This window comes from Bacillus sp. FSL K6-3458 (genome assembly GCF_038005045.1).
GTDB lineage: Bacteria > Bacillota > Bacilli > Bacillales > Bacillaceae > Bacillus > Bacillus altitudinis.
Map to the genome: position 1 here is coordinate 2563337 of NZ_JBBOSI010000001.1, position 20057 is coordinate 2583393.

Annotated in this window: 19 protein-coding genes and 1 other annotated feature; all 19 genes read right to left on the reverse strand. The window is 43.1% G+C overall.

Annotated elements, in window-relative coordinates:
* Nucleotides 1–2: 2 nt before the first annotated feature.
* Nucleotides 3–707, reverse strand: a complete 705-nt coding sequence (gene pyrF / locus MHH23_RS13565) for an orotidine-5'-phosphate decarboxylase (RefSeq protein WP_041507326.1) — start codon at nt 705–707, stop codon at nt 3–5.
* Complete coding sequence (locus MHH23_RS13570) at nt 679–1611, reverse strand: dihydroorotate dehydrogenase (protein WP_017359348.1); 933 nt, start codon at nt 1609–1611, stop codon at nt 679–681. Before MHH23_RS13570 ends, pyrF begins: the two co-directional genes overlap by 29 nt.
* The gene (locus MHH23_RS13575; protein WP_007499709.1) at nt 1605–2381 is read right to left on the reverse strand and encodes a dihydroorotate dehydrogenase electron transfer subunit; all 777 of its coding nucleotides are present in this window, start codon (nt 2379–2381) and stop codon (nt 1605–1607) included. Before MHH23_RS13575 ends, MHH23_RS13570 begins: the two co-directional genes overlap by 7 nt.
* Nucleotides 2378–5593, reverse strand: coding sequence for a carbamoyl-phosphate synthase (glutamine-hydrolyzing) large subunit (gene carB / locus MHH23_RS13580; protein ID WP_340959664.1), 3216 nt, complete (start codon nt 5591–5593; stop codon nt 2378–2380). Before carB ends, MHH23_RS13575 begins: the two co-directional genes overlap by 4 nt.
* Nucleotides 5578–6672: a carbamoyl phosphate synthase small subunit gene (locus MHH23_RS13585; protein WP_019743288.1), complete on the reverse strand. Its 1095-nt coding sequence runs from the start codon at nt 6670–6672 to the stop codon at nt 5578–5580. Before MHH23_RS13585 ends, carB begins: the two co-directional genes overlap by 16 nt.
* Nucleotides 6669–7955, reverse strand: coding sequence for a dihydroorotase (locus tag MHH23_RS13590; protein WP_035392124.1), 1287 nt, complete (start codon nt 7953–7955; stop codon nt 6669–6671). The genes MHH23_RS13585 and MHH23_RS13590 overlap by 4 nt, the downstream gene beginning before the upstream one ends.
* The gene (locus MHH23_RS13595; RefSeq protein WP_217967231.1) at nt 7939–8862 is read right to left on the reverse strand and encodes an aspartate carbamoyltransferase catalytic subunit; all 924 of its coding nucleotides are present in this window, start codon (nt 8860–8862) and stop codon (nt 7939–7941) included. Before MHH23_RS13595 ends, MHH23_RS13590 begins: the two co-directional genes overlap by 17 nt.
* A gap of 130 nt (nt 8863–8992) precedes the next feature.
* Entirely contained in the window at nt 8993–10321 is a 1329-nt protein-coding gene (locus MHH23_RS13600; protein ID WP_045034243.1) for a uracil-xanthine permease family protein, read from the reverse strand.
* A gap of 155 nt (nt 10322–10476) precedes the next feature.
* Nucleotides 10477–11019 (reverse strand): bifunctional pyr operon transcriptional regulator/uracil phosphoribosyltransferase PyrR, encoded by a 543-nt coding sequence (gene pyrR, locus MHH23_RS13605; protein WP_007499718.1) that lies wholly within the window; start codon nt 11017–11019, stop codon nt 10477–10479.
* A 170-nt stretch (nt 11020–11189) separates the two neighbouring features.
* Nucleotides 11190–12104: an RluA family pseudouridine synthase gene (locus MHH23_RS13610; protein ID WP_007499719.1), complete on the reverse strand. Its 915-nt coding sequence runs from the start codon at nt 12102–12104 to the stop codon at nt 11190–11192.
* Nucleotides 12101–12568 (reverse strand): signal peptidase II, encoded by a 468-nt coding sequence (gene lspA / locus MHH23_RS13615; protein ID WP_008344942.1) that lies wholly within the window; start codon nt 12566–12568, stop codon nt 12101–12103. The genes MHH23_RS13610 and lspA overlap by 4 nt, the downstream gene beginning before the upstream one ends.
* Nucleotides 12569–12662: 94 nt before the next feature.
* Complete coding sequence (locus tag MHH23_RS13620; RefSeq protein WP_008344944.1) at nt 12663–13037, reverse strand: TraR/DksA family transcriptional regulator; 375 nt, start codon at nt 13035–13037, stop codon at nt 12663–12665.
* Between the two features lie 160 nt (nt 13038–13197).
* Complete coding sequence (gene ileS / locus MHH23_RS13625) at nt 13198–15963, reverse strand: isoleucine--tRNA ligase (protein WP_159145664.1); 2766 nt, start codon at nt 15961–15963, stop codon at nt 13198–13200.
* A gap of 59 nt (nt 15964–16022) precedes the next feature.
* Nucleotides 16023–16260, reverse strand: a binding site (T-box leader).
* A gap of 59 nt (nt 16261–16319) precedes the next feature.
* A complete protein-coding gene (locus MHH23_RS13630) occupies nt 16320–16814 on the reverse strand; it encodes a DivIVA domain-containing protein (RefSeq protein WP_008344947.1) in 495 nt (164 codons plus the stop codon).
* 26 nt (nt 16815–16840) lie between these two features.
* On the reverse strand, nt 16841–17617 hold the full coding sequence (locus tag MHH23_RS13635; protein WP_340959669.1) for a YlmH family RNA-binding protein: 777 nt from the start codon (nt 17615–17617) through the stop codon (nt 16841–16843).
* A gap of 54 nt (nt 17618–17671) precedes the next feature.
* Nucleotides 17672–17953, reverse strand: a complete 282-nt coding sequence (locus MHH23_RS13640; RefSeq protein ID WP_024720319.1) for a YggT family protein — start codon at nt 17951–17953, stop codon at nt 17672–17674.
* A gap of 6 nt (nt 17954–17959) precedes the next feature.
* Nucleotides 17960–18418 carry a cell division protein SepF gene (gene sepF, locus MHH23_RS13645; protein ID WP_017359354.1) on the reverse strand — a complete coding sequence of 153 codons (459 nt, stop codon included), beginning with the start codon at nt 18416–18418 and terminating at the stop codon, nt 17960–17962.
* A 1-nt stretch (nt 18419) separates the two neighbouring features.
* Nucleotides 18420–19109, reverse strand: a complete 690-nt coding sequence (locus MHH23_RS13650; protein WP_026050091.1) for a YggS family pyridoxal phosphate-dependent enzyme — start codon at nt 19107–19109, stop codon at nt 18420–18422.
* Nucleotides 19110–19115: 6 nt separating this feature from the next.
* Nucleotides 19116–19979, reverse strand: a complete 864-nt coding sequence (pgeF, locus tag MHH23_RS13655; RefSeq protein ID WP_034647880.1) for a peptidoglycan editing factor PgeF — start codon at nt 19977–19979, stop codon at nt 19116–19118.
* Nucleotides 19980–20057 lie beyond the last annotated feature (78 nt).

Below are 20057 nucleotides of genomic sequence, written 5' to 3' on the forward strand. Positions count from 1 at the left end.
AGTCACTCCCACTCTTTCAAAATTTGTTGATAAGCTTCCACTGGGTTTGTGGCTTTTGTGATCGATCTTCCCACAACAATCTGTGAAACACCCTGTTCTTTGGCAAAGGCAGGTGTCGCCACACGCTTTTGGTCATCCGTTTGATCATTTGGTAAGCGAATTCCTGGCGTCACAGTGAGAAAGGAAGGAGAGATTTGTTCATGAAGCTGTTTTGATTCATGAACAGAGCACACCACACCATCAAGTCCACTTTCATATGCCAATTGTCCATAATGAAGCACCGCCTCTTGCAATGGGCGGTCAATTAGTAATTCTTTTTTCATCATATCTTCTGACGTGCTTGTCAGCTGGGTCACTGCAATAATAGCCGGGCGATTTTGCCCGGCAGGGGTTCCGCTTTCAAGCCCCTCTACGGCCGCCTGCATCATTCTTTTCCCGCCGGCTGCATGTACATTCACCAAATCAACACCAAGTGCAGCAAGCCTGTTCATCGCTTTTTGCACAGTTGTTGGAATGTCATGAAGCTTTAGATCAAGGAAAATACGGCAATTTTTTTCTTTCAGTGCGTCAATAATGGCAGGACCTTCTTGGTAAAACAGCTCCATGCCGACCTTTACGAATAATGGAGTGCCTTCAAAACGATCTATAAAGGCGTGCGCCTCCTGTCCTGATGGAAAATCAAGCGCGATGATGGGCAAGTGCTTCATGTTTCCAGCTCCTTCCGATGCATTCCTCTACAGATGAATACCCATAAGCCGCTAACACATTCGGCAGTTCATCAATGATTTCCGGGCAAATAAATGGGTTCACAAAATTGGCTGTCCCAACAGCTACCGCACTTGCGCCAGCTAGTAAAAATTCAAGTACATCTTCAGCGCTTTGCACCCCGCCCATCCCAATAATCGGAATAGAAACGGCCTGACTGACCTCATGCACCATTCGGATGGCAACAGGCTTTACAGCAGGACCTGATAATCCCCCTGTTTTATTGGCAAGAATGGGTTTGCCTGTTTTTAAATCTAAACGCATCCCAATCAAGGTATTGATCATGGTGAGTCCATCCGCTCCAGCCGATTCAATCGCTTTAGCAATCTCAACGATATTGGCTACATTAGGTGACAGTTTCACATAAACAGGAACGGAGGAAACTTCCTTAACAGCTTTTGTCAATGTAGCCGCCATTTCTGGATCGGTCCCAAAGGCAATTCCGCCTGTTTTCACATTCGGACACGAGATATTCAGTTCAAGGGCGTGAACATTGCTTGCTTGACTAATTTGCTTTGCTACTTCAACATAATCATCAACTTGTGATCCAGCAACATTGGCAATAATAGGGGTATCGAACTGCTCAAGCCAAGGTAATTCATGTTCAAGCACGCCTTTTAGACCTGGATTTTGGAGACCAATCGCATTCAGCATACCGGCTCCTGTCTCAGCTACCCTCGGTGTCGGGTTGCCAAATCTCGGTTCAAGGGTCGTGGCTTTAATCATGATGCCACCCAGCAAGGAAAGGTCATATAATGATGCGAATTCTTTTCCAAATCCAAAACAGCCTGATGCAGGAATGATTGGATTTTTTAAAGATAAGCCGGGTAATTCGATGTTTAGCATGATAGCGCCACCTCCTCCGCTTTAAAAACAGGTCCATCCAGACAAACTTTAACATACGGTTTCTCGTGCTGATCGGTATGACAGACACAAGCAAAGCATGCACCGATTCCGCAGCCCATTCGTTCTTCCATTGAAATATAGACAGGCTTGTCGGGATAAGAGTCTTTTAGTGCTTTTAACATAGGTGTCGGTCCACAGGAAAGCAAGACATCAAAGTCCAGCTCATTCTCTTCAATGACATTTGTCACGAAACCTTTCGAACCATATGTCCCATCAACGGTTGCGATAAACGTATCTCCGAGTGCTTGAAACTTCTCCTCATAAAATACATCCTTTTTCGATTGAAAACCGAGAACATGTTTTACGATGACGCCTTTTTTCGTTAACCGCTTAGACAGTTCATATAGCGGAGGCACACCGATTCCTCCACCAACTAATAATGCGGTCTGTCCGGCCTGAACGACTGAAGGGTCATAGCCGTTTCCAAGCGGTCCTAACACATCGACTGACTCTCCCGCCCGCTTTTGGGAAAGGAGCTTTGTGCCCTCTCCCTCTGCACGGTAAATGATGGTTGCTTCTTGCTTTTCGGCATGAATGTTGGCAATACTGATCGGTCTTCTCAGCAGCGGTGTCATGGATTCACTGACCTTTATATGAAGAAACTGTCCAGCTGTTTGAAAGGATTCAACAAGATCACCCTTTAATGTCATTTCGTAAATATGATCAGCGATCTCTCGGTTTGAGACGACCGTCAAGTATGCTTTTTTCATATCGTTACTGTCACCTCAGCATTCGTTTTCACTTCTGGCATTTCATCTGCTCTAAATGTCATGCTCTCTAGCACTCTTAAAATCGCTTCCGCTGTATCTAGTGACGTTAAGCAAGCGACACCATTTTCAACAGATTCACGTCTAATTCTAAAGCCGTCTCTTGCTGGCTGTTTTCCTTTTGTTAAGGTGTTGATGACAAATTGGGCTTCACCATTTCGAATGACATCCAGCAGATTCTTTCCTTCTTCTCCTATTTTGCCGACAACACTTGATGGAATGGAAGCTTGTTTTAAGTAATTCGCTGTTCCTTCTGTTGCTAAAATATGATAGCCGATGGAATGGAATCTTCTTGCAATCTCAAGTCCTTCTTCTTTATCTTTATCAGCCACTGTCAGGAGAACCGTTCCGTCTTTTGGAATTTGAATGCCTGATGCAATCAACCCTTTGTAGAGGGCTTTTTCGATTGTGACATCTTTCCCCATGACTTCACCTGTTGATTTCATTTCAGGCCCTAGTGTAATATCTACTCTTCTTAGTTTTGCAAAAGAGAAGACTGGAACTTTAACATATACGCCTTCTTGCTCAACATGAAGCCCTTCTTGGTAGCCATAGTTTTTCAGTTTTTCTCCTAAAATAACCTTTGTAGCTAAGTTCGCCATTGGAATGCCTGTAATTTTACTTAAGAATGGGACAGTCCGGCTTGAACGCGGATTCACTTCAAGTACGTACACTTCACCTTTTGATAGAACAAATTGAATGTTCAAAAGCCCAATGATGTTAAGGCCTTTTGCGAGTTTAATCGTGTATTCTGCGATTTTCGCTTTGATGTCCTCAGACAAAGTTTGCGGCGGGTAGACCGCAATGGAGTCTCCAGAGTGAACGCCGGCTCTTTCAATGTGTTCCATAATGCCTGGTATGACAACCGTTTCTCCGTCAGACACAGCATCTACTTCAATTTCTTTTCCTGTCAAATACTTGTCAATGAGCACTGGATGCTGCGGATTGACTTTCACCGCATTCTCCATGTAGTGAAGGAGCTCAGCTTCTTGATACACAATTTCCATTGCACGGCCGCCTAATACATAGGAAGGACGGACAAGCACGGGGTAACCGATTTGATTCGCAATCGCTACTGCCTCTGGCACAGACGTTGCTGTCTTACCATTTGGCTGCGGCACGCCGAGTGTTTCTAATGTTTGTTCAAACTTGTCACGGTTTTCCGCACGGTCAAGGTCTTCAAGCGAAGTTCCAAGAATCTTAACCCCTCTATTTGATAATTCATCTGCTAAGTTAATCGCTGTTTGTCCGCCAAACTGAACAACGACACCTTCTGGTTGTTCAAGGTCGATGATGTGCATCACATCTTCTACAGTGAGTGGTTCAAAGTAGAGCTTATCTGAAATACTAAAGTCTGTTGAGACGGTTTCAGGGTTGTTGTTAATAATAATGGATTCATAGCCTGCTTGTTTGATTGCCCACACTGAATGAACGGTCGCATAATCGAATTCAACCCCTTGTCCGATTCTGATTGGACCTGAGCCTAGCACGATGACACTTTTATTATCTGTTCGTTCGGATTCATTTTCATCTTCATATGTGCTGTAGAAATACGGTGTTTCTGATTCAAATTCTGCCGCACATGTGTCCACCATCTTATACACAGGAACGATGCCTGCTTCTGTTCTTAGGTTATAGACATCTGCCTCATTCATATTCCATTCGCGGCTAATATAAATATCTGAGAAACCTTTTTCTTTCGCTTCTTTTAAAACGTCTACATTGCCTTTGTTTTCTTTTAGTGTCTTTTCAAAAGCGATGATGCCTTCCAGTTTATGAAGGAAGAAATAATCAATTTTCGAGAATTCATGAATCTGTTCGACAGTATAGCCTCTTCTTAGCGCCTCAGCGATATAAAACAGACGCTCATCTCCTGCTTTGATAATCCGCTTTTCAAGCACTTCGTTTGTAATGTCCGCTTCGTCTTTTAATTCAATGTGATGCACATCTGCTTCAAGTGAACGAACAGCCTTTAAAAGAGACTCTTCTAATGTGCGGCCAATCGCCATGACTTCACCCGTTGCTTTCATTTGTGTTCCAAGTCGTCTGTTGGCAGATTCAAATTTATCGAACGGCCAGCGCGGGATTTTTGAAACAATATAGTCAAGTGCTGGCTCGAACGCTGCATATGTTTTGCCTGTGACTGGGTTCATCATTTCATCAAGTGTTAGGCCGACTGCGATTTTCGCTGCAAGTTTTGCAATTGGATATCCAGTTGCTTTAGACGCAAGAGCAGAAGAACGGCTCACGCGGGGGTTTACTTCGATAATATAGTATTGGAAGCTGTCTGGATCAATCGCCAGCTGTACGTTACATCCACCTTCAATGCCAAGTGCACGGATCAGCTTGAGTGACACATTACGAAGCAGCTGATATTCACGATCACTTAGCGTTTGACTTGGTGCCACAACGATACTGTCACCTGTGTGGATGCCGACAGGATCAAAGTTTTCCATGTTACAAACCACAATGGCATGATCTCCGCTGTCACGCATGACCTCATATTCAATTTCTTTAAAGCCTGCGATACTTTTTTCAAGCAAACATTGTGTCACCGGACTTAACTTCAGTCCATTCTCGACGATTTCTTTTAATTCTTGCTCATTTGTACAAATTCCGCCGCCTGTTCCGCCTAGTGTATAGGCTGGTCTAACAATGACTGGGAAACCGATTTGATCTGTGAATGCCATCGCTTCTTCAAGGTTATGGATGATTTCACTTTCTGGTACAGGTTCATTTAATTCATTCATTAGATTACGGAATAAATCTCTGTCCTCTGCTTTTTGAATAGCTGACAGCTTGGTCCCTAGTACTTCAACACCGCATTCAGCGAGTACACCAAGATCTGATAATTCAACAGCAAGGTTCAATCCAGTTTGTCCGCCAAGTGTCGGCAGAATCGCATCAGGACGTTCTTTTCGAATGATTCGTGTTAAAAATTCTGGTGTCAGTGGTTCGATGTATACCTTATCGGCCATTTCTGTATCCGTCATGATCGTCGCAGGGTTAGAGTTCACAAGAACGACTTCATAGCCCTCTTCTTTTAGCGCTAAGCAAGCCTGTGTGCCTGCATAGTCAAACTCCGCTGCCTGACCGATGATGATTGGACCTGAACCGATCACTAAAATCTTTTTGATATCTACGCGTTTTGGCATACTTCTTCCCCTTCTTTCTCAGTTGTATGAATCATGTCCATGAACTCGTCAAATAAGTAGTTCGCATCTTCTGGACCCGGTGATGCTTCTGGGTGATACTGGACAGTGAATGCTGGTGCTTCTTTATGTTTTAATCCTTCAATCGTATTATCATTTAGCGCAATATGTGTGACTTCAAGCACGTCTTCATTAATGGCGCTAACCGTGTAGCCATGGTTTTGAGACGTCAAGGTTACCTTGCCAGTTGCTAGTTCTTTGACTGGATGATTGGATCCTCTATGCCCAAATTTCATTTTTTCTGTACTTGCGCCGCACGCAAGCGCGAATAACTGGTGTCCTAGGCAGATACCAAAGAGTGGTACCTTTCCAATCAGCTGCTGAATCATTTCAACCGCTTCTGGCACATCGACTGGATCCCCAGGTCCGTTTGAAAGCATGATGCCATCTGGTTTTAACTGTAATACTTCATCTGCCGTGATATTGTATGGCACCACAATGACATCACAATCTCGCTTATTGAGTTCGCGCAAAATGCCATGCTTCATGCCGAAATCGACAAGCACAATTCTTTTGCCTCTTCCTGGACTTGGATACGCATTTTTCACAGATACTTGGCTTACTTGATCTGTTGGTAGCTGCATTGTTTGAAGGCGGCTCACAACGTCTTCTACTTGTTCATCCGGTCCTGCAAAAGCTCCTCTTAATGTACCTGCACTTCGAATCATGCGCGTGAGCTTGCGTGTATCAATGCCGCTAAGACCCGGGATATTTTTCATTTTTAAATACTCATCAAGTGAGTATGAAGAGCGCCAGTTTGAAGGCTTTTCACAAAGCTCTTTCACGATCAGCCCTTTCACAAACGGTGTGATCGATTCAAAATCATCACGGTTAATGCCATAGTTGCCGATCAGCGGGTAAGTGAGTGTGACAATTTGTCCGCAGTACGACGGGTCAGACAAAATTTCTTGATAGCCTGTCATCCCTGTGTTAAAGACGACTTCTCCGACTGACGGTTCTAAGCTGCCAAAGCCTGTTCCTTCGAATACTGTTCCGTTTTCTAACACTAAGCGTCTCTTCATTTTACTAGTCTCCCCTCTTCATAAACGACTTTCCCAGATGCAAGTGTCATGACCGGCCATCCTGATACAGTCAATTTGTCAAACGGTGTATTTTGCCCTTTAGATAAGAAGCTTTTTTTGTCAATTGCCATTTCTTTGTTTAAATCAATCAGTGTGATATCAGCGATTTGACCTTCTTCCAGCTTTCCGTATGGAAGAGCAAAGGCTTCTGCTGGTTTGATGGTCATATAATCAACTAGTTCTTTTAATGTCCATTCTCCTGTTTTCACAAAACGTGTGTACAGAAGCGGGAACGCTGTTTCAAGTCCGACAATCCCAAATGGTGCCCTCTGCATCGTTTCGTTCTTTTCTTCTTCTGTATGCGGTGCATGGTCTGTGGCAATAAAATCAATCGTGCCATCTAAAAGTCCCTCGATCAGTGCCTCGCGATCTTCTGCTCCTCTGAGCGGCGGATTCATTTTATAGTTTGTGTCAAGACCTGGAATGTCTGCATCACATAAGAGAAGGTGATGTGGAGAGACCTCAGCCGTCACACGAATGCCTGCTTTTTTTGCATCGCGTACCACTCGGACGGATTCCTTTGTACTGATATGACATACATGATAATGACAATTCGCTGCTTCTGCTAAGAGGACATCTCTTGCAATATGCACCGATTCACAAATTGACGGTATCCCATTTAACCCATTTGCTTTTGAAAAGTCTCCTTCATGAACGCATCCTCCATAAATGAGTGAGTTATCTTCACAGTGCGCCACTATGGCTTGATCAAGGCTTGCTGCCTTTTTCATTGCTTCGTACATCATGCCTGCGGTTTGAATACCAACACCGTCATCCGTAAAGGCAAATGCGCCCGCTTCTTTTAACGCTGCAAAGTCTGTCATCTCTTCGCCAATTTGTCTCGTCGTGATGGAAGCGTATGGCAGTACTCTTACAGAGGAGGTCTCTTTGATTCGATTCATCAGCCATTCCATTTGTTCTTTTGTATCTGGAACTGGTCTTGTATTCGGCATCGCTGCAATGGTCGTATACCCGCCTCTTGCTGCTGCCTTAGAACCTGTTTCAATGGTTTCTTTTTTCTCGCCGCCTGGCTCTCTTAAATGCACATGCAGATCAATCAAACCTGGTGATACAAATAGCCCTGCTGCATCAATGACTTCTTCTCCGTCTTCTCTTTCTAAGTGACCCATTGCTTGAATCACTTTTCCTTCTACCCTAATATCCTGCTGCACTCTTTCCCCTGTGCTTGTTAAAATAAAACCGTTTTTAATGAGATATGACATAGACAGAATCTCTCCCTTTTTGATGTAGTCTGCTATTTTGAAAAGCCCTTTTTAACACAGCCATTCGGATATACACACCATTTTCCATTTGTTTGAAAATCCTTGACTGTTTTGACTCTACTAATGAATCATCTATTTCAACACCTCTATTTACTGGTGCTGGATGCATAATAATTGCTCTTTCTTTCATTTTGCTTGCCCTGTCTACTGTTAATCCATAAGTCGATAAGTAACCCTCGTTGCCCATCTTTTCTGAGTGTCTTTCATGCTGAATTCTCAGCAGCATCACCACGTCAGACCGCTTCATGGCTTCGTCCACTTCGACATACGTTCCATGAGGATTTTGTTCATCTTGGAAAGAAGCTGGTCCTGAAAAGAGCACTGTCGCTCCTAGTCTTGCGAGGACTTCAGCATTGGACCTTGCCACCCTGCTATGTTTGATATCACCATGAATCGAGACCGTTAATCCTTCAAAACCGCCAAACTCTTCATAAATCGTCATCAAATCCAGCAATGATTGGGTAGGATGCTGACCGCAGCCATCTCCCGCATTAATGATTGGAATCCCGACCTTCCCAATCAGCTCTTTGTAATATTCGTCTGTACTGTCTCTGATGACACATGCCTTGACTCCGATGGATTCAAGTGTTTTCACTGTATCGTAAAGGGTCTCTCCCTTTTGAACAGAGGTACTTGCTGCGTCTAGGTTCAGCACATTCATTCCAAGTTTCTTCTCTGCCACCTCAAAGCTAAAACGCGTTCTTGTACTTGGTTCAAAGAAGAGGTTCGCTACAAATTCACCTGCTAAACCATGTTCCTGTTTCCCTTTTTTCAATGCACATGCTTCTTCAATCAGCTGTAAAATTTCTTCCTTTGACAAGCTGCTCATTGTCGATAAATCATTCATTTTTTCTGCCCCCTCTAGTTTTTCATCACTTTCAGGTTCAAAAAAACCCTAAGCCTCGGCAGCTTAGGGTTCTCCAAAAGAAGCAGGGGTGCTTTCGCACGTTCTGCTCCGTTTAGAACCCTTGTCAGCCTCACTGGACTTCTTTTAAAAGGTTTTCAGTATTCGATTCATTTGACTCATCATCTTCTGCCTTCTGATGCGGCAGAATCAGGTTTAACAGGACGCCAGTAATGGCAGCGAGTGCCATTCCTGACAGCGTCAGATTGATTTGTTTCACCTCAATGAATGCCCCGCCAATTCCAATGACTAAGATGACTGATGCGATAATGAGATTGCGCTTTTCTTCAAAATTCACTTTATGATCAATCAGGATTCGCAGTCCGCTTGAGGCTATGATTCCAAAGAGCAGGAACGAAACGCCCCCCATAACCGCGGACGGTACTGTACTGATTAATGCTGAAATTTTCCCAACAAAGCCGAAGCAGATCGCAAACACCGCTGCTCCGCCGATGACGAAGATACTGAACACTCTTGTGATCGCAAGGACGCCAATGTTCTCTCCATAAGTCGTTGTTGGAGGTCCGCCGATGAGTGAAGCGAAGATTGTCGCCGCACTGTCTCCTAAAATGGAGCGATGAAGACCTGGCTTTTTAATAAAATCTTGTCCAACAACTTTGCTTAACACGACTTGATGGCCGATGTGCTCAGACATGGTCACAAAGGCAACCGGCACCATCACTGTGAGAATGCTTAAGGTCACAGCAGGTGTATAGTCGACAAATGGCACAACAAAGTCTGGTACAGCAAACCATTTTGCGTCAATGACCGGCTGGAAGTTCACAATGCCTTGTGTTAAAGCAAAAAGGTAGCCGCTGATAATGCCGATTAAGACTGGAATCAAGCTAAGGAATCCTCTTAGGAAGATCATACTAATAATGGTGACAGCGAGCGTGAAGCCTGCAACCATTAAATGCTTCAGGCTGTAAACAAGCTCCTTTGCATTTGGATCCACGTACATCGCCATGTTAACAGCTGTTCCAGCGAGTCCGAGTCCGATGACCATAATAACGGGTCCTACAACGACAGGCGGCAGAAGCTTCATTAGCCAGCCTGTGCCGAGCCATTTGATAAATAATGCGATGAGTGCATATGCCACACCCGCCATAAAGGCACCTACCATTGCGGCTCCTGGGCCGCCGGTGGCTTTTACATTCAAGATAGGGGCGATAAAGGCAAAGGACGATCCAAGATACGCCGGAATTTGCCCTCTTGTGATGATTAAGTACACAATGGTTCCAACCCCGCTTGAGATGAGCGCAACGGCTGGGCTCATATCAATGATCTTTGGTACAAGAATGGTTGCACCAAACATGGCAAACAAGTGCTGCAGGCTGAGTGACAGCCATGTGAACGGTTTTGGGATATCTCGAATGCCTAAATTGGCTTTTTGCTGACTCATGATTTTCCTCCTAGATGTGTCCTATTTCATTAAAAAAGCCTCTTTGCGAGTATGCGCAAAGAGGCCTAGAAAAACCGTACACGTCACTTTAGTCGTGTGCTCGGTGTCTCTGTTATTGCCCTCTTTGCAAACTCTCTGGAATGCATTTAAAAAGGTTATTTTTCATATATAGCGACAAGGTCGTTTTGATCTACTTCATTGAGCTGAACCATGACTGTCTCTGCTTTTGATGTCGGGATGTTTTTTCCGATATAATCTGCCCGAATCGGCAGCTCCCGGTGTCCCCGGTCGACTAAAACAGCCAGCTGAATGGAAGATGGTCTTCCTACATCCACAAGCGCATCCATAGCTGCTCTCACCGTTCTACCTGTGAACAGAACATCATCCACAACAATGAGTGTTTTGTCATTAATGTCAGCTGGAATGTCTGCACCCTTGACAAGCGGGTCTTGATTCTCTGTCTTTTTTGTCAGGTCATCACGGTATAGCGTAATATCCAGTTCACCCACAGTCACGGGGTTTCCTTCTATTTGCTCGATGCGCTCTGCAAGGCGCTTTGCAAGATGAATACCTCTTGTCTTGATCCCGGCCAGGATGACATCCTTCATCCCTTTGTTGCGCTCAATCATTTCATGTGCAATACGGGTAAGCGCTCGTCTTATCGCTTGTTCATCAAGAATAACTGCTTTTTGTTCCATCTTTTACACCTCTTTTTGACAAATAAAAAGCCCCTTCTGCAAAGGGCAGAGAGGGGCGCTCATTTGTGCATACTCGTGCACAAATTGATCCGTTATCCTTCTCAGCCTCTCTGGACTGTTTTAAAGAATCTCAATTTCTTCGTTTATTATTTCAAAAAAAGAACGGCCTGTCAATCGTTATTTCTTAATGAATCGATAAAGCCCCGCATATCAGCTGGAATTGGAGCTGTAAACTCCATATATTCTCCTGTTCTAGGGTGATCAAATCCTAACACGCCTGCATGCAGCAGTTGTCCATTGAAATCAACAGTTTTTCTCGGGCCATATTTTGGATCTCCTGCAAGCGGATAGCCAATGTATTTCATATGAACACGAATTTGGTGGGTTCTTCCTGTTTCAAGGCGGCATTCTACAACGGTAAAGTCTTTAAAGCGCTCCATCACATCAAAATGAGTGACCGCCTGCTTTGCATTTTCTTTTGTGACCGTCATGCTTTGGCGATCTTTTTTGTCTCGACCAATTGGTGCATCAATCGTTCCAGTATCATGCTGAATGATGCCATGAACAACGGCTGTGTATTTTCTAGTGACCGTTTTCGCCACCAGCTGATTGACGAGTGATTCATGCGCCATATCATTTTTTGCGACCATTAAAAGCCCTGACGTATCTTTATCAATCCGGTGGACAATTCCTGGTCTCATCACACCATTAATGCCTGACAAATCATTGCAATGAGCCATGAGGCCATTGACAAGAGTACCTGTCACATGTCCTGGTGCTGGATGAACGACCATTCCTCTTGGTTTATTAACCACTAGTACATCTTCATCCTCATAATAAATATCAAGATCCATTGATTCCGCTTCTACATCTAGTGCTTCTGGATCTGGAATTTCTACTTTGATTTGATCTCCAGCTTGTACTTTATAATTGGCCTTCACTTGTTTTCCATTTACTTCGATGAGCCCATCTTTCACCCACTGCTGGACTTGGGTTCTTGACCATTCTGGTTCAGTTGTGCTTAAAAATTTATCAAGCCGTTCACTCGTTTGTTCTTCTGAAACGGCAATGTTTACTTGATTCATGTAGTTGACTCCTTATTTTTCTTTCCATCTAACAGCATTTGAATAAAGAGCAGAATGACCCCCACACATAGAGAGGAATCTGCGATATTAAAGATTGGATAATGATAATCCCCAAATACGAAATGAGCAAAATCAACCACTTCTTGACGGAAAATACGGTCAATAAAGTTTCCAATTGCTCCGCCAAGCATTAAGGCAAGCGCTACGCCAAGTAGCTTGTCCTTTTGTCCATGTTTTTGCAAATAATAAACAATTCCTGCAATAACAACGAGTGTGATCACATAGAAAAACCACATTTGTCCTTGGAGAATCCCCCATGCGGCTCCTGAATTTCGGTGGGATGTGATGTAAAAGAAGCCATCAATCACAGGAATAGAATCACCGAGCATCATATGTTTGACAATGAGCCATTTTGTTAATTGATCTAAACAAATTATCACGAATGCGATTATGTAATAGAACACACACGTTCCTCCATCTTCATACTTTGGTCTTTATGCATTTTATCAAGAAAACAGGATGGAGTAAAGAAACTTTAGTTGACAGACAAAAACCTCCCTACATGTGGAAGGCTTCAAAATGAGAATCGTTTGATTCATAAGGATAAGGGGTGAATGCTTTTTTCTCGTATTGCTTATGATATAAAAAGTCGTCAGTCGTACGAGCAGTCGGAAGAATACTCATTTGTTCAATAGGCATTGTATGCCCTGTCGCCTCGCATATGCCATAAGTTCCTTGTTCAATTTTTGCAATCGCGAGCGAAACATCTTGCAGTTCTTCTTTAATGTGATAAAGAAGCGTGGTCGTTTTTGCTTGATCGAACGTGACATGTTCAGCGGGTGAACGCAATGATGCATATTCAAACAGTTTCGATTGCAGTTCTTCTCTCATTTGAAGGAGTTCCATGTAAATCGTCTCTAGATCGCCATTCATGTCGCTGTTTCAACTCCTGCCCTGTCGTGATAATCATATTGTTGCCCCGCCTGTTCACTTTAAAGCCATAAGATTTTTCCTTTCGTTCTAAACGCTGTCATTTTCTCTATATCAAAAACGCCCCGCTATATGCGGGGCGCTAGTTGGTGATATCACGCTGTTAATTCTGGTAATATTTCTCCACGATTTCAGCATTTTTGAGCGACAATGTTGGGTATTTTGGATTTGCGCCAACATCTTTTGAAATAATGCGGGAACGTTCGCACAGTTCGCCTTCTGCTTTTTGAACAACAATACGTCCTGATGTGTATTCAGGCGCTGATGCGTCTGCATGCTTCTCATCTTCTACTGTTAACTCAGAAATGATAAAGAGCTGCTTCACATCTTCTTTAATGGATGCAAGAAGGTTTTTCACTTCCTCTGTTGCATAAAGGGTCACACTCGCTTCAAGTGAACGTCCGATGACTTTCTCATTACGCGCAATTTCCAGCGCTTTTAGCACATCGTCACGTACTTCCATAAAGCGGTCAAACTTCACTTCTGTCGCTTCTGCTTGAGGAACAGCTACACCTTCTGGCATATCTGTTAACTGAACACTTGGCTCTTCAACAAAGCTTAAGTGGCTCCATAGTTCATCTGCTGTATGCGGAAGAATTGGTGCTGTTAGCTTCACTAACGCCATTAATGTTTCATAGAAAACCGTTTGCATGCTGCGGCGGTCTGGATGATCCGCATGCTCAATGTATACCACATCTTTTGCAAAATCGAGATAGAAAGAGCTAAGCTCAATCGTACAGAAGTTGTGGATGGCATGATAGACAACCGCAAATTCGTAATCATCATAAGCTTTTTTCACTTTATCAATCAATTTGTTTAATTTGATTAAGATATACTGATCCACTTCGCGAAGCTCTTCGACTGGTACTGCATTGACTGCTGGATCAAAGTCAAACAGGTTACCATGCAAGAAGCGGAACGTGTTACGGATTTTACGATAAACTTCTGCGACTTGTTTTAAAATGTCGTCAGACACTGGATGATCGGCTTGATAGTTGACAGAAGATACCCAAAGTCTAAGAATCTCCGCACCAAGCTGCTTCGCCACTTTCGTCGGATCAATCGTATTGCCTAATGATTTACTCATCTTGCGTCCTTCTTTATCAAGCGTAAAGCCATGGCTGAGAACACCTTTATATGGCGCTTTTCCAGTGACTGCAACTGCTGTAGATAAAGATGAGTTAAACCAGCCGCGATATTGATCAGAACCTTCAAGGTAAAGGTCTGCCGGACGAACCAGGTCATCTCGTTCTTCTAATACCGCTTGGTGAGAAGAACCAGAATCAAACCATACATCCATGATATCTTGCTCTTTCGTAAATTCACCATTCGGGCTGCCTGGATGTGTAAAGCCTTCAGGCAATAATTCTTTTGCTTCTTTTTCAAACCAAATATTCGAGCCATGTTCTCTAAATAATTGAGAGACGTGTTGAATCGTTTCATCTGTGATGATTGGCTCACCATTTTCAGCATAGAAGACTGGGATTGGAACGCCCCATACACGCTGTCTTGAAATGCACCAGTCACCTCTGTCACGCACCATATTGAACAGGCGCGTTTCGCCCCAAGCTGGAACCCATTTCGTTTCTTTAATATTATCTAATAGCGCTTCTCTGAAATCTTTAATGGAAGCAAACCACTGAGCAGTTGCACGATAAATTGTTGGTTTTTTCGTTCTCCAGTCATGCGGATAGGAGTGCGTGATAAAGTCGAGCTTTTTCAATGCGCCTTTTGCTTCAAGCTGTTCTGTGATGGCTTTATTGGCATCCTCGTAGAATATTCCTTCAAAACCAGGTGCTTCTTCTGTCATCACACCTTTTTCATCTACTGGACATAACACATCAAGACCGTACTTCATACTTACGATAAAGTCATCTTCCCCGTGACCTGGCGCTGTGTGAACACAGCCTGTTCCTGCATCTGTTGTGACGTGATCGCCAAGCATCACAAGAGAATCTCTATCGTAAATTGGATGTGCTGCAACGACCTTATCTAATTCTTTACCTTTTAAGGTTTTCACAACTTCGTACTCTTCAAAGCCAAGTGTTTTTGCCACTTGTTCAACTAGCTCAGATGCGATGACATATCGCTCAGCACCCACTTGAAGCACACTGTACTCTAGGTTTGGATGTACACAAATGCCAAGGTTTGCAGGAAGTGTCCAAGGTGTTGTTGTCCAGATGATGAACTGCTCGCCGTTTTCAAGTACGCCTTTGCCATCTTTCACTTTAAATGATACGTAAATCGATGGTGAACGTTTGTCCTTGTATTCAATTTCTGCTTCAGCAAGTGCTGATTCACTTGAAGGAGACCAGTTAACAGGCTTAAGACCTTTGTAAATATAGCCTCTTTTCGCCATTTCACCAAAGACAAGAATTTGCTGCGCTTCGTATTCAGGCTTCAATGTCACATATGGATTATCCCAGTCTGCTCTTACGCCCAAACGTTTAAACTGATTGCGCTGACCTTCGATTTGTTTCCATGCATACTCCTCACATAGTTTACGGAATTCTGCTGTCGACATTTCTTTGCGTTTGACTTTTTTATTTTTCGTAAGGGCTGTTTCAATCGGTAAGCCATGTGTATCCCAGCCCGGTACGTACGGTGCATGGAATCCATTCATTGATTTAAAACGGACAATAAAATCTTTGAGGATTTTATTGAGTGCGTGCCCCATATGAATGTCACCATTCGCATATGGAGGTCCATCATGCAAAATAAAGGTCGGGCGTCCTTTTGTCCGCTCTAAAACCATTTGATAGATGTCTTTTTCTGCCCACTCCTCTTGGATTTCAGGCTCTTTGTTCGGCAAGTTCCCTCTCATCGGGAATTCTGTTTTTGGCATTAATAAGGTGTCTTTGTAGTTCATACCTATTCCTCCACATGCAAATTCGTATTAAAAAACAATAAAAAAAGCCCTCTCATCCCATAAGGGACGAGAAGGCTTGTCTCGCGGTACCACCCTTTTAGACAAGCGCTTTGAAATTGCCGCTTATCCACTCTAAAATCGTAACGTGATCTGACGCCTTTTCTTACTCATTCATTTCAGAAAAGGAACTAAAGGGGTGATCTCATTGCAGCGTTTCGTAATGTCAGGCTTCCACCGTCCCTGATTCGCTTTATTACGCATGTAACCGCTGCGAGTGTCCCTTTCAAACGTTTATCTCTTGTTAATTTATGATGGTATTATATGCAACATGAGCACGTCATGTCAAGGTGATGCGCTTATTCTTTTTCGTCAAAGACAGCGTCAACTTCATATTCCAGCAAATGATCCCAATCATCATTTTTCAGAAGATCAAGCTGAGCTTCGATGAGCATTTGGAAACGAGTTCTAAAGACTTTCGACTGTTTCTTGAGCTCTTCGATTTCCATTGCAATCTTTCTTGATTTTGATAACGCTTCGTTGATAATACGGTCTGCATTTTTCTCAGCTTCACGAATGATCAATTTCGCTTCTTTATCAGAATGACGCTTCACGTCTTCTGCTGCTTCTTGCGCCACAAGAATGGATTTGTTTAATGTTTCTTCAATTGTTGCAAAATGGCCTAGTCTTTCATCAAGCTCGTTGACTTTGTCTTCAAGCTCGTTCTTTTTGCGAAGTACGATCTCGTAATCTTTACGTACTTGGCTTAAAAACTCATTTACTTCATCTTCGTCATAGCCGCGAAAACTTTTTGTGAACGTTTTATTATGAATATCATTAGGTGTTAATGGCACTCTTGCCACCTCCAGATTCAAATTCGTTATGTCAGAAGCTCAAATGTTACTTTGAATTTATCTTTTTTCGTCTTCCCATCAATTGTTTTTAAGCTAAAGCGGCCAAATCCCCTGACAGAGAGCTGATCACCTTCACCAATTGTAAAGGAAGGGTCTTCAGTGACTTTCCAGTTTACTTTGACAAGACCATTTTTGACCAAAAGCTGTGCTTTTTGCCGAGACTGACGGCTGACAGCAGCACATACAGCGTCAAGCCGCAGTGAAGAAATCGTATCTTCTTTGATATCGGTTTTGCTGATGACTGGCTGAAGATCTGCCTTGCTGATTTCCTCTAATGAAACAGATGCTCTGCCGACATGCGTCAGCTGAGCCCGAACAAAATCGGCAACATCGCTTGTACAAATAAATTGCACGTTGTCCTCTGAAAACAACAAATCACCGAATTTTTGACGCTTCAGGCCTGTCCCAATGAGCGAACCGAGAAGGTTGGGGTGTTCTATAGAAATAAACTTTTTCGCATAGTTCACCTGAAAATAAGTCAGTTCAAAATCCTGTATGGTCGGTGCTAAATAGTCAGGATAGATCAAAGCCCTTTTCCGCTCTGCTTCCTCATACCCGCCAAAAAACATGAGACCCAGTTCATCAGAATGCTGAATCACGGACTGGGTAATGAACTGCTCACGCGGATCAAGAAAGTCTGTTAATTTCATTCGATATTGATCGAGTGCGGTGTTTTTCCAGCCTAATACTTGGTCGACAAATGGCTGTTCGTCTTTTCTAAAATGTTGATAAATATCGCTCATTTTGTTCCCCTTTTATGTAAAAGAGCCTGGCAGATGCCAAGCCCGGCAGCCTGTTTACATGAATCGAACAATCATATTATAAAGACCAGTTAGTCCATACAATGATGCGAAACGAATCACAAGCAATGCCACAATTGGCGAGATGTCGATCATGCCAATTGGCGGAATAATTTTACGGAATGGTTCTAAATACGGTTCGCAAATGTTTGTCAAGAAGCGGCCAATCGCTGTTTCTCTTGCAGATGGTACCCATGACATAAAGATGTAAATAATGATCGCGAATGAGTAAATCGTTAATACAGTCTGTAGAAACTGGAAAATGTAATATAGAGTCACTTTGGTTTACCACCTCTGAGGTTCTTCCTCTGTCAATAGCTCTGATATTGTGCCAGATACATCCACATTATCAGGAGTGCAGAGGAATATATTCGAGCCAATACGCTGAATGTCTCCACCGATTGCATAAACCGTTCCGCTTAAGAAGTCGATGATTCGCTTTGCTTGATCGTGCTGAATGCGCTGCAAATTGACGACGACTGCACGCCGATTTTTAATATGATCTGCAATCTCCTGTGCCTCTGCATAAACACGCGGCTCACTTAACACCACTTTAGAGGATTTTTGCACGCTTTGCAAGCTGACGACATTTTGTTTTCCTGCCTGAGGACGCTCTTGAAATGCCGCTTTATCTTTTGTGTTTTTTTCTTCTTGTGCTGGTTCTCTTTCTTCATCAATATATTCGTACTCATACTCTTCATCATCGAGTGTGAAGAAGCTTTTAAACTTATTTTTTATGCTCATGTCACGCACCTCCTGTTTCATTTCCAACAAGTGAAGAGCCAATCCGAACAAATGTCGCACCTTCTTCAATTGCGATTTCAAAATCGTTTGACATGCCCATCGATAAATGCTGACAAGGTGCATTTACTTGGTTCAGTTGTTTTACCTCTTGTTGAAGGCTTTTTAATGTTTTAAAACAGTTTCGTATCACAGTATGATCATCTGTAAATGGAGCCATCGTCATGAGTCCAGCAATTTCAATATGTTTGAAATCAGCGAGCTGTTTGACAAATGGAATCACGTCTTCGCTTTGTAAGCCGTGTTTTGACTCCTCAAGTGATGTGTTCACCTGTACAAAACAGCGAACCGTGTGATCCGCTCTTTTTTCAATTTCATTCGCAAGAGACATTCTGTCTAGCGAATGTAAGTAGTCAATGGTCTGAATGACAGATTTCACTTTTCGCGTCTGTAAACTGCCGATGAAGTGCCAGCTAATGTTTTCATCGGTTATGGCTGCCTGTTTTTCAAGTAACCCTTGGTCACGATTTTCACCAAAGTGCAAAATTCCGGCATCCTTGGCTTCTAATGCTCGTTCAATCGAGACATACTTTGTGACAGCGACAACCGATACATCGTCTGGATGTCTACCTGCTCTTTTACATGCTTCGTTTATTTGTTCATTTATTTGTCTGAGATTCTCTCGTACATTCAATTGCACTTATGCCTCCTTAAACCCGACAAAAGACATCATACGTCCTGTTTTCCCTTGATCACGCCGGTGTGAGAAGAAATGCTGCTCATTGCAACTTGTGCACATCGAACTGACATGTATGTTTTCTTCTTTTAATCCTGCATGAAGTAATACGTTTTTGTTTAGTGTTTTTAAGTCAATTTTGTATTGTCCTTGTGACATCTCGGAATACACATCCTCTGTTGAAAAAGGAAGCTGTTTCACTTGATCTATGACAACATCATCTACTATGTAGCAGCAGCTGCCAATGGATGGTCCAATGACGACTTGTATATGATCGGCATCAGCGCCTTCTTGGCGAACCCATGCATCAACCATGTTGGCGCCAATTTGTTTGACGGTTCCTTTCCAGCCGGCATGAGCCGTTCCAATCAGCCCAGATTGCGGAGCTAGAAAATAAAGCGGAACACAGTCAGCGAAACAAAGAGCGAGCATGATGTTTGGTTCAGAGGTGTATAAACCATCTGTTCTAGAGAGTGCTTCATCATACTGAAGACTTCCTCTTCCCTTTTGTTCCTTCGTGACTTTCATGATGCGATCCTCGTGTGTTTGGTCAGCAAACACCCAATTAGAGAGCGGCACAGCAGTAGCGTCTGCAATGACTTGACGATTCATTTGGACACTAGAAGCATCATCTCCTACATGGAGTCCAGTGTTCATTGATTGATATGGAGAAAGACTAAAGCCGCCATTTTTTGTCGTAAAACCGGCCAATATCTCTTTTCCAGAACATGTCATGTTCGTCCAATCATGAATCAGCATTGCATCAGGTGATTTCTGCTGAAAGGGGTCATATTTGTCTATCAAAGCTGCCTCCCACCTTTCATTCATCTCTCTTTATATCGCTCCTATTTTACCACAAGACCTGCTAAGACAGTTAGTGGGATTCATTAAATATTACACTCAAAT